Here is a 14,652-nt window from a genome sequence, read left to right on the forward strand (position 1 = left end):
ATCATAAAATCCTATTATTCAATACTACCTGAACACAAACAAGTTAGTTTATCCGCTGGCGTAGGATGAAATTGAAAAAAATGGCTGGGGTTAAAAAGGCAGCACAACGATAGGGGTCGTTGTGCTGCCGGTGGTAAAGTATTTTTAAAACGAAGGTTTACGCCAATTGTGCTCTTTCCATTTTCGGCACGCAAAGGTGGATTACCAGCGTGGCGATGAGATAAGCGGTGCTGCCATAGATGAAGAAAGGAACGTAGCTGTCGGTGTGGCCTGCGTACCAGGTCATCATGGCACCTGCGATTCCGCCCAATGTACCGCCGATACCGGTTACGGAACCTACTGCATATTTCGGGAACAGATCACCGGGCATGGTGAGGATGTTGGATGAAAAACCCTGGTGCGCGGCGGTCCCCAGCGCAATGATAAGCACCGCTACATAGAAGCTGGTGGTATAAGCCGCGAAGAAGATGGGCAGGGCGCAAAGACCGCAAAGCAAAAGCGTGGTTTTGCGGGCGCGGTTGAGGGACCAGCCGTTTTTCATAAACCGGGTAGTTAACCATCCAAAGAAGATACTGCCCACGTCGGAGATGATGTAGATGAATACGAAAGTGAATCCTACGGATGAGATATCCAGCTTTTGATCGAGTGTGTTATTGCGGACAAAAAATAGCGGGAGCCATGTGAGGAAGAAATACCAAACGCTGTCGGTCAGGAATTTAGCACCGGCGAAAGCCCAGGTCTGGCGGTAGCCGAAGAGCCTGATCCAGGACACTTTCCCCGGGGGCTCCTGTTCCATATCGCTTTCAATATGGGCAAGCTCAGTGGCGCCGAGGGATTGGCTTTCGCGGGGCTTGCGGTACATTTTTATCCAGAAGGCGATGAGGATAAAGCCCAAAGCACCGGTAACGATGAAGCATACCCGCCAGCCGAAGTGGTGGTTTAGCACTGGTACGGCCAATGCCGTGGCGATCACCCCGATGTTGGCTCCTGCGTTCATGATACCGGTTGCCTGTGATCGTTCCTTCCGGGGCAACCATTCGGATATTGTTTTATTGGCTGACGGGAAGTTACCTGCTTCGCCGATCCCCAGTAAAAACCGCGCACCGATCAATCCCCCCGCACTCTTCACCAAACCGTGCAACATGCCTGAAAGGCTCCATAAGCCCAATGCGATGGGGAAGCCTTTACGAACGCCCACCCGGTCAAGGAACCACCCCACGATGAGGAAACCCAGTGAGTAGGCAAGCTTGAAAGCAGCATCGGTATTACCCAACGCTTTCTTAAAATCCGCATGGTCGGATGCCTGCATCACATGGTCGGAAGAAAGGCCCAGGATATCTTTCTGGAACGTTTCGTCCGTAGAGATCATCGACAACACCTGCCGGTCTATATAACATATCGTGGTAGCAAAAAAGAGCAATGCAACAATTCGCCAGCGATACCGGCCAATTACAGTGGAATTCATATCAGTTGAGTGTTTAAGGGATGAGCACTACAGAACAAATTACTGTAATGACTTTAATAATGCAAACGTTTGCTTGATTTTCTCGGAAAGGCTTGACCAATCCCGTTTTGCGAGGATTTCTTTTGGTATCAGGTTGGAACCCATGCCCACGCAGACCACGCCTGCGCCGAACCATGCCTTCAGGTTGGCGGCTTCCGGTTCCACGCCGCCGGTGGGCATGAATTTCAGACCGGGAAACAGCGGTTTGATCGCTTTCACGAAATCGGGGCCCAGCGCGCTCCCGGGAAACAACTTCACCAGCAGCGCCCCGTTCTTTTCGGCCACGGAAATCTCCGTCGGCGTCATGCATCCCGGGACCCAGAGGATGCCGGCAGTATGGCAATACGCGGCCGTTTCAGGATCGGTCACCGGGCACACGATGAAGTCGGCGCCCATCTCCGTGAAAGTTTTTGCGTCGGCAGCGTTCTTGATGGTACCGATGCCCAGCTGCATATCCGGCATGGAAGCTATTTTCAGGTCGCGCAGATGCGCAAAATTCTGACGGGCCTGCTCCCCGCGATTGGTAAATTCGAAAACGCGGATACCACCTGCGTAACAGGCTTTCATCACTTCCGCGCACACTTCCGGGTCCTCGTGGTAAAACACCGGGATCACCTTCGTGCTTTCAAATGCTTTTACAATTGTATCTGGTTGCGTTGTCATCTGTTACATCATTTGCGTAATCGTTTCGCGCGGGGTGAGGTTGAAATCCCCCGTCCGGAAAAGCTTCGTGTAAGCCGACGCCGCGGCATAGCCGATGATTTCCTGCGGATCGAAGTTGTGGATATTGCCGTGGATCAGCCCCGCCATAAAACTGTCGCCGCTGCCCACACGGTCCACCACTTCATTCGTCTCATATTGCCGGCTCACGAACAACTCGCCGCCGGTATAATACACGGCGTAATACAGGTTATGCGTGGCGCCTCCCGAAAACCTGAACGTAAACGCCACCCGGTCGCACTTCGGAAACTTTGCAATAATGGCTGCAGCGGATTCGCGCGCCGCCTGCAGGTATCCGTCTTTCGTATCCGGTTCCACGGCTGCCTTATTCAAAGGCACGCCCAGCATCATGTCGGCCGCCCAGATATTGCCCATGATCACATGGCAATACTGCGTCAGGGCGGGCATCACTTCCAGCGGCGTTTTGCCGTATTGCCATAACTTGCTGCGGTAATTGAGATCGGTGGAAATGGTCATCCCTTTGCGGGTGGCCGCTTCCAGCACTTCCCGGCAAATCTCCGCTGCGTTGGCGTTCAGTGCCGGCGAAATAGCGCTCCAGTGGAACCAGTTGGCGCCGTCGAGCAGTGCGTCCCAATCCACCGTTCCAGGCTGTATCTCGCTGAAACTCGAATACTTGCGGTCGTATACCACTTCTGCATGCTTCAGGTCGGCGCCCTGCGAAAGGTAATACGCCCCTATCCTGTCGCCGCCCCATAGCATCCTGTCCGTTTTGATACCGGCGCTTTCGAGCTGCGCGAGCGCCTGGCGGCTCAACCCGTTATCGGGGGCTTTGCTGATATACGCCACGCTGTCGCCCCAGGTGCCCAGGGCCGCGGCTACATTGGCTTCCGCCCCGCCTACATACATCGCGGCGCGGTGATTGGCCCAATCGGGCGACAGGCGGAATAATATCTCTCCGAAAGTAATGACTGATACTGGTTGCATTAAAAAGAAAAATACGCCTGCGCGTTGTTATAGCATATATTCTGCACCGTTTTGCCCAGCCAGGGAATATCGGCGGGCAATTCTCCGTTTTCCACGTCGTTGCCGAACAAATTACACAATATTCTCCTGAAATACTCATGGCGGCTATACGACAGGAAGCTCCTCGAATCGGTGAGCATGCCTACGAAACGGCTGATCAGTCCCATGTTGCTGAGCGCGTTCATCTGTTTCTCCATGCCGTCTTTCTGATCCAAAAACCACCAACCCGATCCGAACTGCATCTTCCCGGCTACGCTTCCGTCCTGGAAATTGCCCACCATTGTGGCAAACACTTCGTTGTTGGAGGGGTTCAGGTTATAGACGATCGTTTTAGCCAGCTGGTTGCCCGCATCCAGCCGGTCGAAGAAGCGGCTCATGGCCTCGGCCATCGACCAGTCGCCGATGGAATCCACGCCCGCGTCCGCACCGAGCCGCTGCAGTAAACGGCTGTTGTTGTTCCGGATGGCCCCTACGTGAAACTGCTGCACCCAGCCTTTCGCGTGGTTCCACTGGCATACAAAGTGCAGCGTGGCGGATTTGAACATCGCTGTGGCGGCGGCATCCAGCTGCCTTCCCGAGAACACGCGCTGGAAAGCCTGTTCCAACGCAGCATCCGTAAAATCGCTATAGATGAAATAATTGAGGCCGTGGTCCGACAAGCGGCCGCCGGCTTCATGGAAATAATCGTGGCGTTTTTTCAGTGCATCGATCAGGGATTGATAACTGTCAATTTCAATCCCTGCCGCGGCGCCCAGTTTGCCCGTGTAGGCTTTGAAGGCCGCAGGATCTTCCACCGCCATCGCTTTATCGGGCCGGAACGTCGGCAGTACCTTGACGCCGAACCCCTCGCCCCGCAAAGCTTTGTGATGTTCCAGCGAGTCTGCGGGATCATCGGTGGTGCATAGGGCCTTCACATTAAAATGCTGCAACAGGCTGCGCGTGGAATATTGCGGCAACTGCGCGTTGCAGGCTTCATATATCTTCATTGCATTGTCGCCGTTCAGCGTTTCCCGGATACCGAAAGGATTCGCCAGTTCCATCGCGCTCCAGTGATAGAGCGGGTTCCGCGCGGTGAAGGGCACCGTTTCAGCCCACACCCGGAACTTTGTGAAATCATCTGCATCACCGGTAATCAGGTCTTCGGACACACCGTTGGCCCGCATGGCGCGCCATTTATAGTGGTCGCCCTTCAGCCAGATCTCCGTCATGTTCGCGAACTTTTTGTCGGACGCGATCTCGTCGGGCGGCAAATGGTTATGGTAATCGATTACCGGCATGTCTTTCGCGTAATCGAAATACAGGCGCCGGGCCGTTTCAGTCTGTAATAAAAAGTCTTCCGACAGAAATTGTTTCATGCGATTATAAAACCTTGGAATGGTGGATGATATATTCCTTAACGCCGTTTTGCATCATGCCGATGAGATGGTCCGTCACGGTGTCGGCGAAACCGGGCAGCTGGTTGAGGTCGGTTTGCCAAAGGCGCCCGTCCCCGCAAATGTTCCGCACCATGGCGGATATTTCGGGATACGACGGCGCCGCTGCTCCCTGCCAGTGCCCCGCGAAAACGGCCGCGTTTTCGTCGGTGATATCGTAGAACTGGTCGCCGCGCTGGCCCTGGTACTTGCCGTCCTTCTCCCGGGCGGGCCGCAGGAAAAGCAGGGTGCAGGCGAAACCCAGCAGCATCATCTCCGGCAGCAGGCCTTTGCTTTCGCGGTAGCGGAGGATGGTCTGCACGTTGCGCGCATTCATCTTGCTGCTCTGCTGGAAGGTGATGGAAATGAGTTTATGTTCGATGGAAGGATTGTCGAAGCGGTCGAGCACGTCTGTCGCGAAGGTGGCTACCTGCGGACCAAGGTGTTCCAGTGTGGGGAGAATTTCTCCTTTCACCACGGTTTCGAAGAAACGTCGCATATAGCTGTCCTGCATGCATTCGTAAACGGTGTTAAGCCCGGAAAGGTAGCCGAGCGTCACCGCGGCGGTGTGGCTGCCGTTTAGGATGCGGAGCTTTTGTTCGCGGTAGGGCGTGATGGTGGGTGCGATGAGCATCCGGTCGTCCGCCTGGTGGAATCCCAGTTTCTGCGCCACACCGGCATCGCCTTCGATGGCCCAGAGGAGGAAAGGCTCAGAATCGATCCAGAGCTCGTCTTCGTACCCCGCTTCTTCCCAGCATTCCGACAGGTTCTTGGGCCTGCCGGGCACGATGCGGTCTACCAGCGAGCTGCAAAAACGGTTGCCCTGGCTGATCCACTGGATGAAGTTTTCCGGCAATCCGTTGTAAGCCGCCAGTTTGAGCACGATGGAACGGAGCAGTTCCCCGTTGTCGACCACCAGTTCGGTGGGTATGATCACGAATCCCGGGAGTTTCCGGCGGTAGCGTTCGAAGAGGATGGCCAGGAGTTTCCCGGGGAACGACGCAGGAACGCCGGCCGCGATATTCTCTTCCACATACTGGATGCCCACTTCCGTGGTGTTGGACACGATAATTTCCATGGTGGGCTGACAGGCCGCTTCCAACACCGCCTCCCAATCTGCATTCGATTGCAATACACGGCTAACAGAAGCGTTGACCAGGTATTGATCCACCGGTTTCCCCTGGGAAACGCCTTTAATATGGGTGGTGAACAGTCCGTCCTGGGCGTGGAAAGCGCCTGCGTCGCCGCCGTCGGTGCTTTTCACGATCGCGATACGGCCGTTGAAAACGCCTTGCTTGTTGGCTTTATCAACCAGGTAGTCGACCAGCCCCCGCAGCAGTACGCCGGTTCCGAACTGCAGGATTTTTTCCGGTAATTGAAAGTAATCGGATGTAACGCCCCATTGCGGGTGATTCATAACGTGTGCCTTATTCAAACGAGGTAGCATGCATTCAAAATTTATAATATGACATAGCTAATATCCGATAAATATAAAATTAGGATGCGACTTTTTTGACGATTAGTTAAAGAATTATGACAAAAATCTAATATCAATCGTTGTAAATCCCTTCATATTGAATTTTTTTCATCGGGCTTATCACGTCCGGCTATGGGGCTATCAGCAGTATCTATGGGCCCGGCCCCCTCGTTCCGGGGATTTTCTGTAATTTTGCACGCTAAACCGATAGGAAAATGAGCAAGCATGGAAAAGTGCTGGTAGCCATGAGCGGGGGTATCGACAGTACCGTTACCGCCCTTATGCTGCATGAGCAGGGTTACGAAGTGGTCGGCATTACGATGAAGACCTGGGATTATGCGTCCGCCGGGGCCTCCAAGAAAGAGACCGGCTGCTGCAACCTGGATTCCTTCAACGATGCCCGCGCCGCCGCCGTGCATCATGGTTTCCCGCACTTCATTCTCGATATACGCGACGAATTCGGCGATTTCGTCATCAATAACTTCGTGGACGAGTACCTCGCAGGCCGCACGCCGAACCCCTGCGTCCTTTGCAACACCCACATCAAGTGGCGCGCCCTCATGAAACGGGCGGACGCCATGGATTGCGCTTTCATCGCCACCGGCCACTACGGCCGGATCCGCGTCGAAAACGACAGGGGCATCATCAGCAAAGGGGTGGACGAAACCAAAGACCAGAGCTACGTGCTCTGGGGCCTCGATCAGGATGTCATCAAACGCACCCTCCTCCCCCTCGGCGGCTACCGCAAAACCGAAATCCGCCAGATGGCATTCGACTTCGGTTACCCCGAGCTGGCCAAGAAAGCCGAAAGCTATGAAATCTGCTTCGTGCCCGACAACGATTACCGCGGATTCCTGAAACGCAAGGTCGACGGCCTGGAAGAACGCGTGAATGGTGGCAACTTCGTACTGGCCGACGGCACCATCGTAGGCAAGCACAAAGGTTACCCTTTCTACACCATCGGACAGCGCAAGGGCCTCGACATCGCCCTTGGCCGGCCCATTTTCGTCACTGAAATCATCCCGGAAACCAATACCGTGGTGCTGGGCGACGAAGTGGAACTGAACCGCAGCGAAATGAATGTGGGCGGCATCAACCTCGTGAAATACGACCATCTCCCCGAAGGCATGGAGTCGGTGGTGAAAGTGCGTTACAAAGACAAAGGCACGCTGGCTATCCTCTACAATTCGGAAGACGGCCTCGTGAAAGTGCATTTTTATGACCAGGTGAAAGGCATCGCCCCCGGTCAGAGCGCCGTTTTTTATGAAGGCGACGACGTGCTGGGCGGCGGTATCATCCGCAGATAAACGAATCACGTAATATAGTCAGAGGCCCCTCCGCGCGGAGGGGCCTCGTCTTTTATATTAGTCTCTTCTCGCCACGGTCACGAACATCGAATCCGCAAACCGCCTATACCCTTCAACCACCGTACTTTCTTCGATCCGGAGGCCGCAGTCCCGCTCCAGGAATACCGCCGCGTCTTCATTCTCTTCCCGGAACACCGAGCAGGTAATATAAATCAGCGTTCCCCCGGGCGCCAGGAGCTTCGATACGTTCCCGGCGATCTTTTTCTGCAAAGCGGCATAAGCTGCGATCTTCACCGGGTCGAAATAATAAAGGTTTTCCGGCGTACGGCCCCAGGTGCCGGAACCGGTGCAGGGCGCGTCGAGGATGATGCCGTTGAAAGAAGTATGCGGCAGCTGCGTGGCGGGATGCGGGGCCGTGAGGTCCACCACACGCGAATCGTACTCCCTGACGCCCGCTTCGGCAAATCGCCGGCGGAGGTTTTCCAGGATGGAAGCCCGCACGTCGGTCACGAGCAGCCGGATATCGGGCTGGCGGTCGTGCAGCAGGATGGATTTGCCCCCGCTGGCGGCGCAGCAATCCCACCAATACTCTATCTTCCGGGGATGGAAGCGCAGCCCGGTCTCCTGTGAAGAGAGGTCCTGGATCTCGTACCAGTTTTTCTCGGGCAGGATGGCTTCGGTTTTGGTGCCGTTGGGCAAGGCGATGGCGTCTGGCCCGGCGGTGGCGTAGGTAACGCCCGCCTTTTCCAGCTGTTTGAGCAGGGCGGCTTTGCGGCCCGGACGGGCACGGATGAACAGCCGCGGCTGCTGCAGGAACGAGCGGGTGAAATCTTCTTTTTGAATGGATGGGGAAAGATGACCAATGCCGGGGAACACAGCGGCCGGATCCCAGGTCAGACCGGCTACGGCCAGCTTTTCGTCCAGTGATTCCGTCATATGGGAGGAGAATTCGGGACGGAGGGCTTCCAGCATGGCGTCCGGCGCTGTTTCGCAAAGGAAAGTGGCCAGCAGGAGTCGGTCTGCCACCTGCATATCCATTTGCCAGCGGCCCAGGCGGAAATAGCGGTAAACGAGCTGCTGTACCGTTTTACGGTCGCGGCTGCCCATTTGAGGCCTGGCTTTGAAGAATTGCTTCAGAAAATGGTGCAGCGGCACGCTGCCATCGTATTCTTCCAGCACGGCCGCGGCCGACCGGAGGTAATTTTCCCATCGCGTCATGGGCGCAAAGATAATCTATCCCGCGAAAGCGGATTTTCAAATCCCCGGTTATCAAGTCCGTCACACTGCGGCTATGCGTGTAGCGAAAACCGTATTTTTAAAGTAAAATCCCCCGCCACATGAAAACACTGTTTCCGCTTATCTGTCTTTTCTTTCCCCTAACGTTACTGGCCCAGTCGCCTGGCGACAACCAGCGCCGCGTCGAGAACGGCCTCATGCCCTGGGTGCAGTTCAAAGACCAGCCAGCCATGCGCTTCTCCATCGAAGAACGCCTCAAAGCACTGGAGATACCGGGCGTCACGATTGCCGTGATCCGCGATTATAAAGTGGAATGGGCTAAAGGGTACGGATGGGCTGATAAAGAAGAAAAACGCCCCGTTACCACCGAAACCCTCTTCCAGGCGGCTTCCATCAGCAAATCACTCAATGGCGTGGCGATCCTGAAACTCGTGCAGGACGGCAGGCTCAAACTCGACGAAGACATCAATACCTATCTCAAAACCTGGCATCCCGATTCCAGCAAAGGCACCATCACGCTGGCGCACCTGCTTAGCCATACCGCCGGGCTGACCATCCACGGGTTCCCCGGGTACGAAACCACCGACAAACTTCCGACCACGGAACAAATCCTGATGGGCCAAAAGCCGGCAAATACCAGCGAGGTAAAGCCCTTTGCCGCACCGGGTGAAATGATGCAATATTCGGGCGGCGGCACCACCGTTTCCCAGCTCATCCTTACCACCATCACCGGTGAGCCCTACGAACAATACCTCCAGCGGGAAGTGCTGAACCCCATGGGCATGACACAGAGCTTCTATAACCAGCCCCCTCCCGCCGGCAAAGCCTCCCTGCTGGCGACCGCTTACGAAAACGACGGCTCGCGCGTAAAAGGCAACTACCACGTCTACCCCGAACAAGGCGCCGCCGGCTTGTGGACCAACCCTTCCGACCTCGCCAAATACATCATCGAAACCCAATTGTCGAAAGCCGGAAAATCGGCAAAGGTATTGTCGCCCGAAATGACGGCAAAACGCCTCACGCCTTACCTCGACAAACAGTCCGCACTCGGCGTGTTCATCAATGCTGATGGCCGCTGGTTCAGTCATAACGGTGGAAACTGGGGCTTCGCCTGTACATATTCGGGCAGCATGGAAGGTGGCAACGGCTTCGTGGTGATGACGAATGTGAGCAATCACCTGATCATCGACGAAATCGTGCGCGCCATCTCAACAGTTTATGGATGGAAAGATTTCCAGGATACCGAAAAGTTCCCCCTGCTGTCTTCCATCCCCGACAGCCTGATCCGCCGGTACACGGGTACTTACGTGCGCCAAAGCCCGAAAACCACGATAGAAATCCGGGCATCGGGCAAAGGGCTTAACGCCATCGTGGAAAAGGGACAGCCGTATCAAATGTATTTCACACAAGCCGATAAGTTTGTGCTCACAGAGCAGCCAGCCATGTGGACGTTGGCCGGCGACACGCTGAAGATGTTCAATGGACGGCGGGAAGCTATTTTCCTGCGGGAAAAACCTTAGAAAAATAGAAAGGGGCAGCCCAAAAGGCCGCCCCATTTCGATTTACAGTTGCGGTGAACTATTGTTGTTGCAATGCTTTCAGCACCACCTGCTCCAGGTCTTTCTTCTGATCAAAATCCAGCGTGGCGGCGATATTGCCTTGTTTATCCACCACGATGACATAGGGTATGGAAGGAATGCTCAACCGGCGCTTCGCTTCACCTTTGTAAAATCCGCCGTCGGACAATACCTGTGTCCACTCCATCGGGTGGGCTTTCATGGCTTTCCGCCAGGCCGCGTCCGTATCATCCACAGAAATGCTGACGATCAGTACATCCAGGCCTTTGAGGTGGTTGTAATGTTCCCGCATCTGGGGAATGTACGCAATGCAGGGGGCGCACCAGGAAGCCCAGAAGTCGAACACCACTACTTTACCGGCCATTTCCTTCTCTGTAAATGGCTGACCGTTTGGCAGGTTCATTTTCAGCTTCGGGAAAGACTTGCCGGCGGCGCTATTGATAAACCCATCGTACTTTTTCCTGTATTCCTTTCCTTCGTAGGTATTTTTTCCCGCTTCGGTTAAGAGGGGATACAATTCCTCTACGTCTTTCCGGTCGCGGGTGTACATATTGGCCAGGAAGGGGCCGATGCCGGTTTTGATCACCGCTTTGATATCCGCCTGCATGTCGGTATGCGGCGCCTTCATAAAATCCCAGTATTGGGTATTCAGCGTTCCGCCTTCCAATTTTGACCCGTGGAGGGAATCGAGGCTGCAGTTGATTTCGTAGTAAGCGTTTTCCAGGAATACGTTTACCATGCGGGTGCTGACTTTCAGTTTTAACAACCGCGGGCGGTCCAGCTTTCCGAAGTAGGTGAATTCACCGTTAACGATGCGCACCGGATCTGCGAGCTCCAGCTGCTCACCGGGGACCGGGTGATCGTTCACAATAGCAGCTGTACCATTTTTTACGCCCGTTACTTTTCCCTTGATGACGAATCCTTCCATGCCCAGGCTGCATAGCGGGAGCATGAGGAGGAGGATGCATTGGAGACAGTTCTTCATGGAATCAGGTTTTATGAAAAAGGCAACAGCGCAAACAAGCACCATTGCCTTCCAGGGAGGGATAGTATTATTTGATAAGCTCCTTCAGTTTCGCTTTCAGCGCGTCGCCGTACAGATCGTATGCCACGATATTGCCGGCGGGGTCGATCAGCACGTTGGAAGGAAGGTAGCGTACGCCATAGAGGCCCGCTACCGGTTCGCCCCAGCCTTTGAGGTTGGAAACGTTCAGCCAGTCAAGGCCATGTTTCTTCACAGCCTTCTCCCAGCCTTCCTGTTTGGAATCCAGGGATATTGCCATTAGCAGGAAGTTCTTATCCTTGAATTCGTTATTGATTTCCTGGAGATGCGGGATCTGCGCGATGCACGGGCTGCACCAGCTGGCCCAGAAATCGAGGAATACGTATTTGCCTTTGAATCCGGAGAGGGAAATTTTATTGCCGTCCAGATCGGGGATGGTGAAATCAGGGGCGGCGGCACCGATTTTCACTCTTCCCATATCCGGGGCGGGCGCGCCTTCTCCCATTTTCATCTGGAGGGGCACATCGTCTACCTTGCCCGGGTTTTTGTAGCGTTGCAGGATGCGCGAAGCTTTGGCATGGTCGCCCAGGGTTTCATACACCGAGTCGATGTATTTCTGCTCTTTGGTAAAGTACACGGTTAAAATATAGCCGCACACGCCGGAGTTGGGGTGTTTGGCCATCCAGGTTTTCAGTTTGGACTTCATGCTGTTTTCCACCGTCAACGCATCCTTGGCGGCAACGTTCATGGCATCTTCATCTCCGATGGCAACGGCTTCGTGGTATTGCTTTTCCAGCTGCGCGAAGCGGAGGCCTTCCCCGCTGAAGGGGTCGGTGATGGCCATTACTTCCTGCCATTCCTTTACCCAGGGGTTACCGGAAAACTTCGCATCGTTGAAGCCCGCGCCCTTTCCCGTGATCTGCATTTTTCCGTCTTCCAGGTACAGGACTGTTCCCATGCCGTTTTGCTCTGTAGGGTTCGAACCAATCTGGAGGATGTATACGCTGCCGCCTTTCTTCATCGGCATGCGCAGTTCAAACTGGTGATTCTTCACGTATGCGGTGGCGGTGTCGCCGGAATAGGGTTCGTACAGATTCACCAGGCTATCGTTGGGCGCCTGGTCCAGCTTCACGGAAATAACGGCCATGGGTTCCTGCACCGTATTGCTGAAGCGGGCGCCTTTCTCCTGGGCCAGGGCGGCGAGGCTGCTTGCGCATAACATGCCTGTCAATACTTTCTTCATAGTGAATTACTTTTTCTACAGATTTATAATACCCGCAAGGGGGATGATTGTCTATTGTTTTGCCGCCGCGCCTTTCATGGGGTTGGCCAGCATATCTTCCAGGATGGAAATGGTTTCCGCGACGTACACATCGGCGGCAATGCTTTCGATCCAGTGTTTATTGATCCGGATGCGGTCGGCGTCGTTGCGCAGGGCGGGATTGATGTTGCGGTCGGTGGTGAGCGCTACTTCCAGCCGTTTGCCCTCCGGCAGTTTCCGCAGCGCCTGGATTTGCCTGACGCCGCCATACCATTGCCGGTAGTGCTTCCTGAAACCCTCCAGATCTAAAGCAGCCGGCTGTTCCAGGCTGGCTTTCATCGTGCGGGTAGCTGCTTCCACTCCGCTAAAAACGGGGTTCGCGGCAATGCGGGCATTCGCTTTTTCGATCACCGCAGTGTAAGCAGCGGCGGGCGCAACGCGTTGCAGCGGTGGCAGGTTGATGGTATCGCAGGGAAGAATGTTCGGATAATCGGTTTCCATGATGGACTGCAGGCTCATCCGGCTTTGGAACACAACATCGGCGCTCACGCCTTTCATTTGCGTGGAGGTGCCGTTGGCCCGGTAGAATTTCTCCATTGTTACGCGGAGGCTGCCGTAGCGTTCCGACTTGATGCCTTTGCTGGCATCGCCCATTTTGCCGATGTTGAGGTTCTGCTGTGCGGTGCCTTTTCCGAAGGTCGTCTTCGTTCCTACAATGAGCCCTCGCCCATAATCCTGGATCGCCGCGGCGAATATCTCCGACGCCGAAGCGCTCGATTCATCTACCAGCACGGTCAGCGGTCCGTTATAGAATGGAGTTTCCGCATTGCTGGCGTATTGGTTCAACGTTTCCTTGCCTCTCAGGTAAGAAATGGCGCCTTTCGGGAGGAAAAAGTTGCACATGCGCACCACTTCATCCAGCGATCCCCCGCCGTTGCTGCGCAGGTCCACGATCAATCCTTCCACCTCTTCATCTTTCAACCGTGCCAGCTCGCGGCCAACATCTCCGGCAACGCCTTTATTTTTATCACCTGCGGCATCCATATAAAAATCGGTGAAACGGATATATCCGTAACGCTTGCCGTTCTTGTCGATCACGGCGCTTTTGGCTTTATTTTCCGTATCTATCACTTCATCCCGCTTCACCACTACTGTTCTCGCCTGCTCCCCGGCCTGCTGCACCTGCATCTTCACGGATGTACCCTTTTCCCCGCGGATCATGCCCACCACTTCCGTGTTGGACATGCCACTGATGTTGAGCAGTTCTCCCTTCGCGTCCGCGATGGCTACTATGCGGTCGTTTTCTTTCACCAGCCCGCTGGAATACGCGGTGCCCCCTTGCATGAGGCGCTTCACGTAATACTCACCGTCGCGATTCTCCAGCTCGATGCCCAGGCCAAAAAAGCGCTTGTTCAGCATTTCGGTGAAAGTGCGGTCTTTCGGCCCCGTGTACATGGTATGCGCGTCGAATTCCATCGCCACCACGTTCAGAAAGTTCTCAAACTTCTCTTCCCCCGACTTTTGCCTGGCTGCCTGAGTGAAGAAATCATCGTAGTACTTTTTCACTTTCGTTTCCGCCTTCGCGAGGATGGCGGGGTCGATAGGTTTGCTCACGGCGTTGCTGTCTGCCGCCACGGCCAGGTCCATATAATTCCGGATCACGTAATACTTCAGCAGCTTCCGCCACAACTCTTTCCGGTCTTTGGCGCTGGCAGGGAAGGGATCGTTCTTGCGGATATGCTTTACTTTTTCTTTTTTATCGAACCTGAAAGGGCCTGCCATCAGCTGCCGGTAGTCGGCCCCGGCCTCAGCGGTACGGCGGCGGTAGATCTCATATGCGGCCTCGAAGAACGTGGGGTCCGAAGCGTTCAGTTGATCGTCGACCTGCAGGCGGTATTTCTCCAGCAGCTTTACATCAGCTTCCAGGAAAATGTAGCCGTTCGGGTCCAACGTATGCAGGAAGCGATCGAACACAGCGACGGAAAACGAATCGTTTATGGATTTGGGGTTGTAATGCTTTTTCTGGATGCGGTCGAGCATGGAATGCATGGCAGCCTTTCGGTATGCCGGTACAGCTTTCGGGTCTTCCGGGCTTTGGGCCGTAGCTGCCACCGTTGCGACCAGGGCATACGCTGTCATTAAAAGGCGTTTACCTCTTTTAAACACTATCA

The 14,652-nt window shown here is 54.8% G+C and carries 11 protein-coding genes; 2 read left to right on the forward strand and 9 right to left on the reverse strand.

The window, feature by feature from the left end; all coding sequences use genetic code 11:
• Positions 1 to 157: 157 nt before the first annotated feature.
• From WJU16_RS08810 to WJU16_RS08830, 5 genes are read right to left on the reverse strand one after another with little or no spacing between them, the layout of a single operon-like run.
• Complete coding sequence (locus WJU16_RS08810; protein WP_341837951.1) at positions 158 to 1,465, reverse strand: MFS transporter; 1,308 nt, start codon at positions 1,463 to 1,465, stop codon at positions 158 to 160.
• A 39-nt stretch (positions 1,466 to 1,504) separates the two neighbouring features.
• Entirely contained in the window at positions 1,505 to 2,167 is a 663-nt protein-coding gene (gene eda / locus WJU16_RS08815; RefSeq protein ID WP_341837952.1) for a bifunctional 4-hydroxy-2-oxoglutarate aldolase/2-dehydro-3-deoxy-phosphogluconate aldolase, read from the reverse strand.
• A 3-nt stretch (positions 2,168 to 2,170) separates the two neighbouring features.
• Positions 2,171 to 3,169: a sugar kinase gene (locus WJU16_RS08820; protein ID WP_341837953.1), complete on the reverse strand. Its 999-nt coding sequence runs from the start codon at positions 3,167 to 3,169 to the stop codon at positions 2,171 to 2,173.
• Positions 3,169 to 4,563, reverse strand: coding sequence for a glucuronate isomerase (gene uxaC / locus WJU16_RS08825; RefSeq protein ID WP_341837954.1), 1,395 nt, complete (start codon positions 4,561 to 4,563; stop codon positions 3,169 to 3,171). The genes WJU16_RS08820 and uxaC overlap by 1 nt, the downstream gene beginning before the upstream one ends.
• 4 nt (positions 4,564 to 4,567) lie before the next feature.
• On the reverse strand, positions 4,568 to 6,037 hold the full coding sequence (locus WJU16_RS08830) for a tagaturonate reductase (RefSeq protein ID WP_341837955.1): 1,470 nt from the start codon (positions 6,035 to 6,037) through the stop codon (positions 4,568 to 4,570).
• 275 nt (positions 6,038 to 6,312) lie between these two features.
• Here WJU16_RS08830 and mnmA point away from each other — a divergent pair, with 275 nt between their 5' ends.
• Positions 6,313 to 7,404 carry a tRNA 2-thiouridine(34) synthase MnmA gene (gene mnmA, locus WJU16_RS08835; RefSeq protein ID WP_341837956.1) on the forward strand — a complete coding sequence of 364 codons (1,092 nt, stop codon included), beginning with the start codon at positions 6,313 to 6,315 and terminating at the stop codon, positions 7,402 to 7,404.
• 57 nt (positions 7,405 to 7,461) lie between these two features.
• Here the strand turns inward: mnmA and WJU16_RS08840 are convergent, their stop codons facing one another.
• The gene (locus tag WJU16_RS08840; protein ID WP_341837957.1) at positions 7,462 to 8,622 is read right to left on the reverse strand and encodes an Fmu (Sun) domain-containing protein; all 1,161 of its coding nucleotides are present in this window, start codon (positions 8,620 to 8,622) and stop codon (positions 7,462 to 7,464) included.
• 119 nt (positions 8,623 to 8,741) lie between these two features.
• On the opposite strand from WJU16_RS08840, the gene WJU16_RS08845 reads away from it, so the two are divergent.
• The gene (locus tag WJU16_RS08845; RefSeq protein ID WP_341837958.1) at positions 8,742 to 10,160 is read left to right on the forward strand and encodes a serine hydrolase domain-containing protein; all 1,419 of its coding nucleotides are present in this window, start codon (positions 8,742 to 8,744) and stop codon (positions 10,158 to 10,160) included.
• Between the two features lie 58 nt (positions 10,161 to 10,218).
• Here WJU16_RS08845 and WJU16_RS08850 read toward each other — a convergent pair whose 3' ends face one another.
• From WJU16_RS08850 to WJU16_RS08860, 3 genes are all read right to left on the reverse strand, one after another.
• Positions 10,219 to 11,202, reverse strand: coding sequence for a TlpA disulfide reductase family protein (locus WJU16_RS08850; protein ID WP_341837959.1), 984 nt, complete (start codon positions 11,200 to 11,202; stop codon positions 10,219 to 10,221).
• Positions 11,203 to 11,269: 67 nt separating this feature from the next.
• Positions 11,270 to 12,463, reverse strand: coding sequence for a TlpA disulfide reductase family protein (locus WJU16_RS08855; RefSeq protein ID WP_341837960.1), 1,194 nt, complete (start codon positions 12,461 to 12,463; stop codon positions 11,270 to 11,272).
• Positions 12,464 to 12,514: 51 nt separating this feature from the next.
• Positions 12,515 to 14,620, reverse strand: a complete 2,106-nt coding sequence (locus WJU16_RS08860; RefSeq protein ID WP_341837961.1) for a carboxy terminal-processing peptidase — start codon at positions 14,618 to 14,620, stop codon at positions 12,515 to 12,517.
• Positions 14,621 to 14,652 lie beyond the last annotated feature (32 nt).

It is taken from the genome of Chitinophaga pollutisoli, from assembly GCF_038396755.1.
Lineage (GTDB): Bacteria > Bacteroidota > Bacteroidia > Chitinophagales > Chitinophagaceae > Chitinophaga > Chitinophaga pollutisoli.

Coding starts and splice junctions, on each gene's coding strand:
- WJU16_RS08810 (WP_341837951.1), bottom strand. CDS start 1,465: ATGAATTCCACTGTAATTGGCCGGTATCGCTGGCGAATTGTTGCATTG.
- WJU16_RS08820 (WP_341837953.1), bottom strand. CDS start 3,169: ATGCAACCAGTATCAGTCATTACTTTCGGAGAGATATTATTCCGCCTG.
- WJU16_RS08860 (WP_341837961.1), bottom strand. CDS start 14,620: ATGACAGCGTATGCCCTGGTCGCAACGGTGGCAGCTACGGCCCAAAGC.
- eda (WP_341837952.1), bottom strand. CDS start 2,167: ATGACAACGCAACCAGATACAATTGTAAAAGCATTTGAAAGCACGAAG.
- WJU16_RS08845 (WP_341837958.1), top strand. CDS start 8,742: ATGAAAACACTGTTTCCGCTTATCTGTCTTTTCTTTCCCCTAACGTTA.
- WJU16_RS08840 (WP_341837957.1), bottom strand. CDS start 8,622: ATGACGCGATGGGAAAATTACCTCCGGTCGGCCGCGGCCGTGCTGGAA.
- uxaC (WP_341837954.1), bottom strand. CDS start 4,563: ATGAAACAATTTCTGTCGGAAGACTTTTTATTACAGACTGAAACGGCC.
- WJU16_RS08830 (WP_341837955.1), bottom strand. CDS start 6,037: ATGAATCACCCGCAATGGGGCGTTACATCCGATTACTTTCAATTACCG.
- mnmA (WP_341837956.1), top strand. CDS start 6,313: ATGAGCAAGCATGGAAAAGTGCTGGTAGCCATGAGCGGGGGTATCGAC.
- WJU16_RS08855 (WP_341837960.1), bottom strand. CDS start 12,463: ATGAAGAAAGTATTGACAGGCATGTTATGCGCAAGCAGCCTCGCCGCC.
- WJU16_RS08850 (WP_341837959.1), bottom strand. CDS start 11,202: ATGAAGAACTGTCTCCAATGCATCCTCCTCCTCATGCTCCCGCTATGC.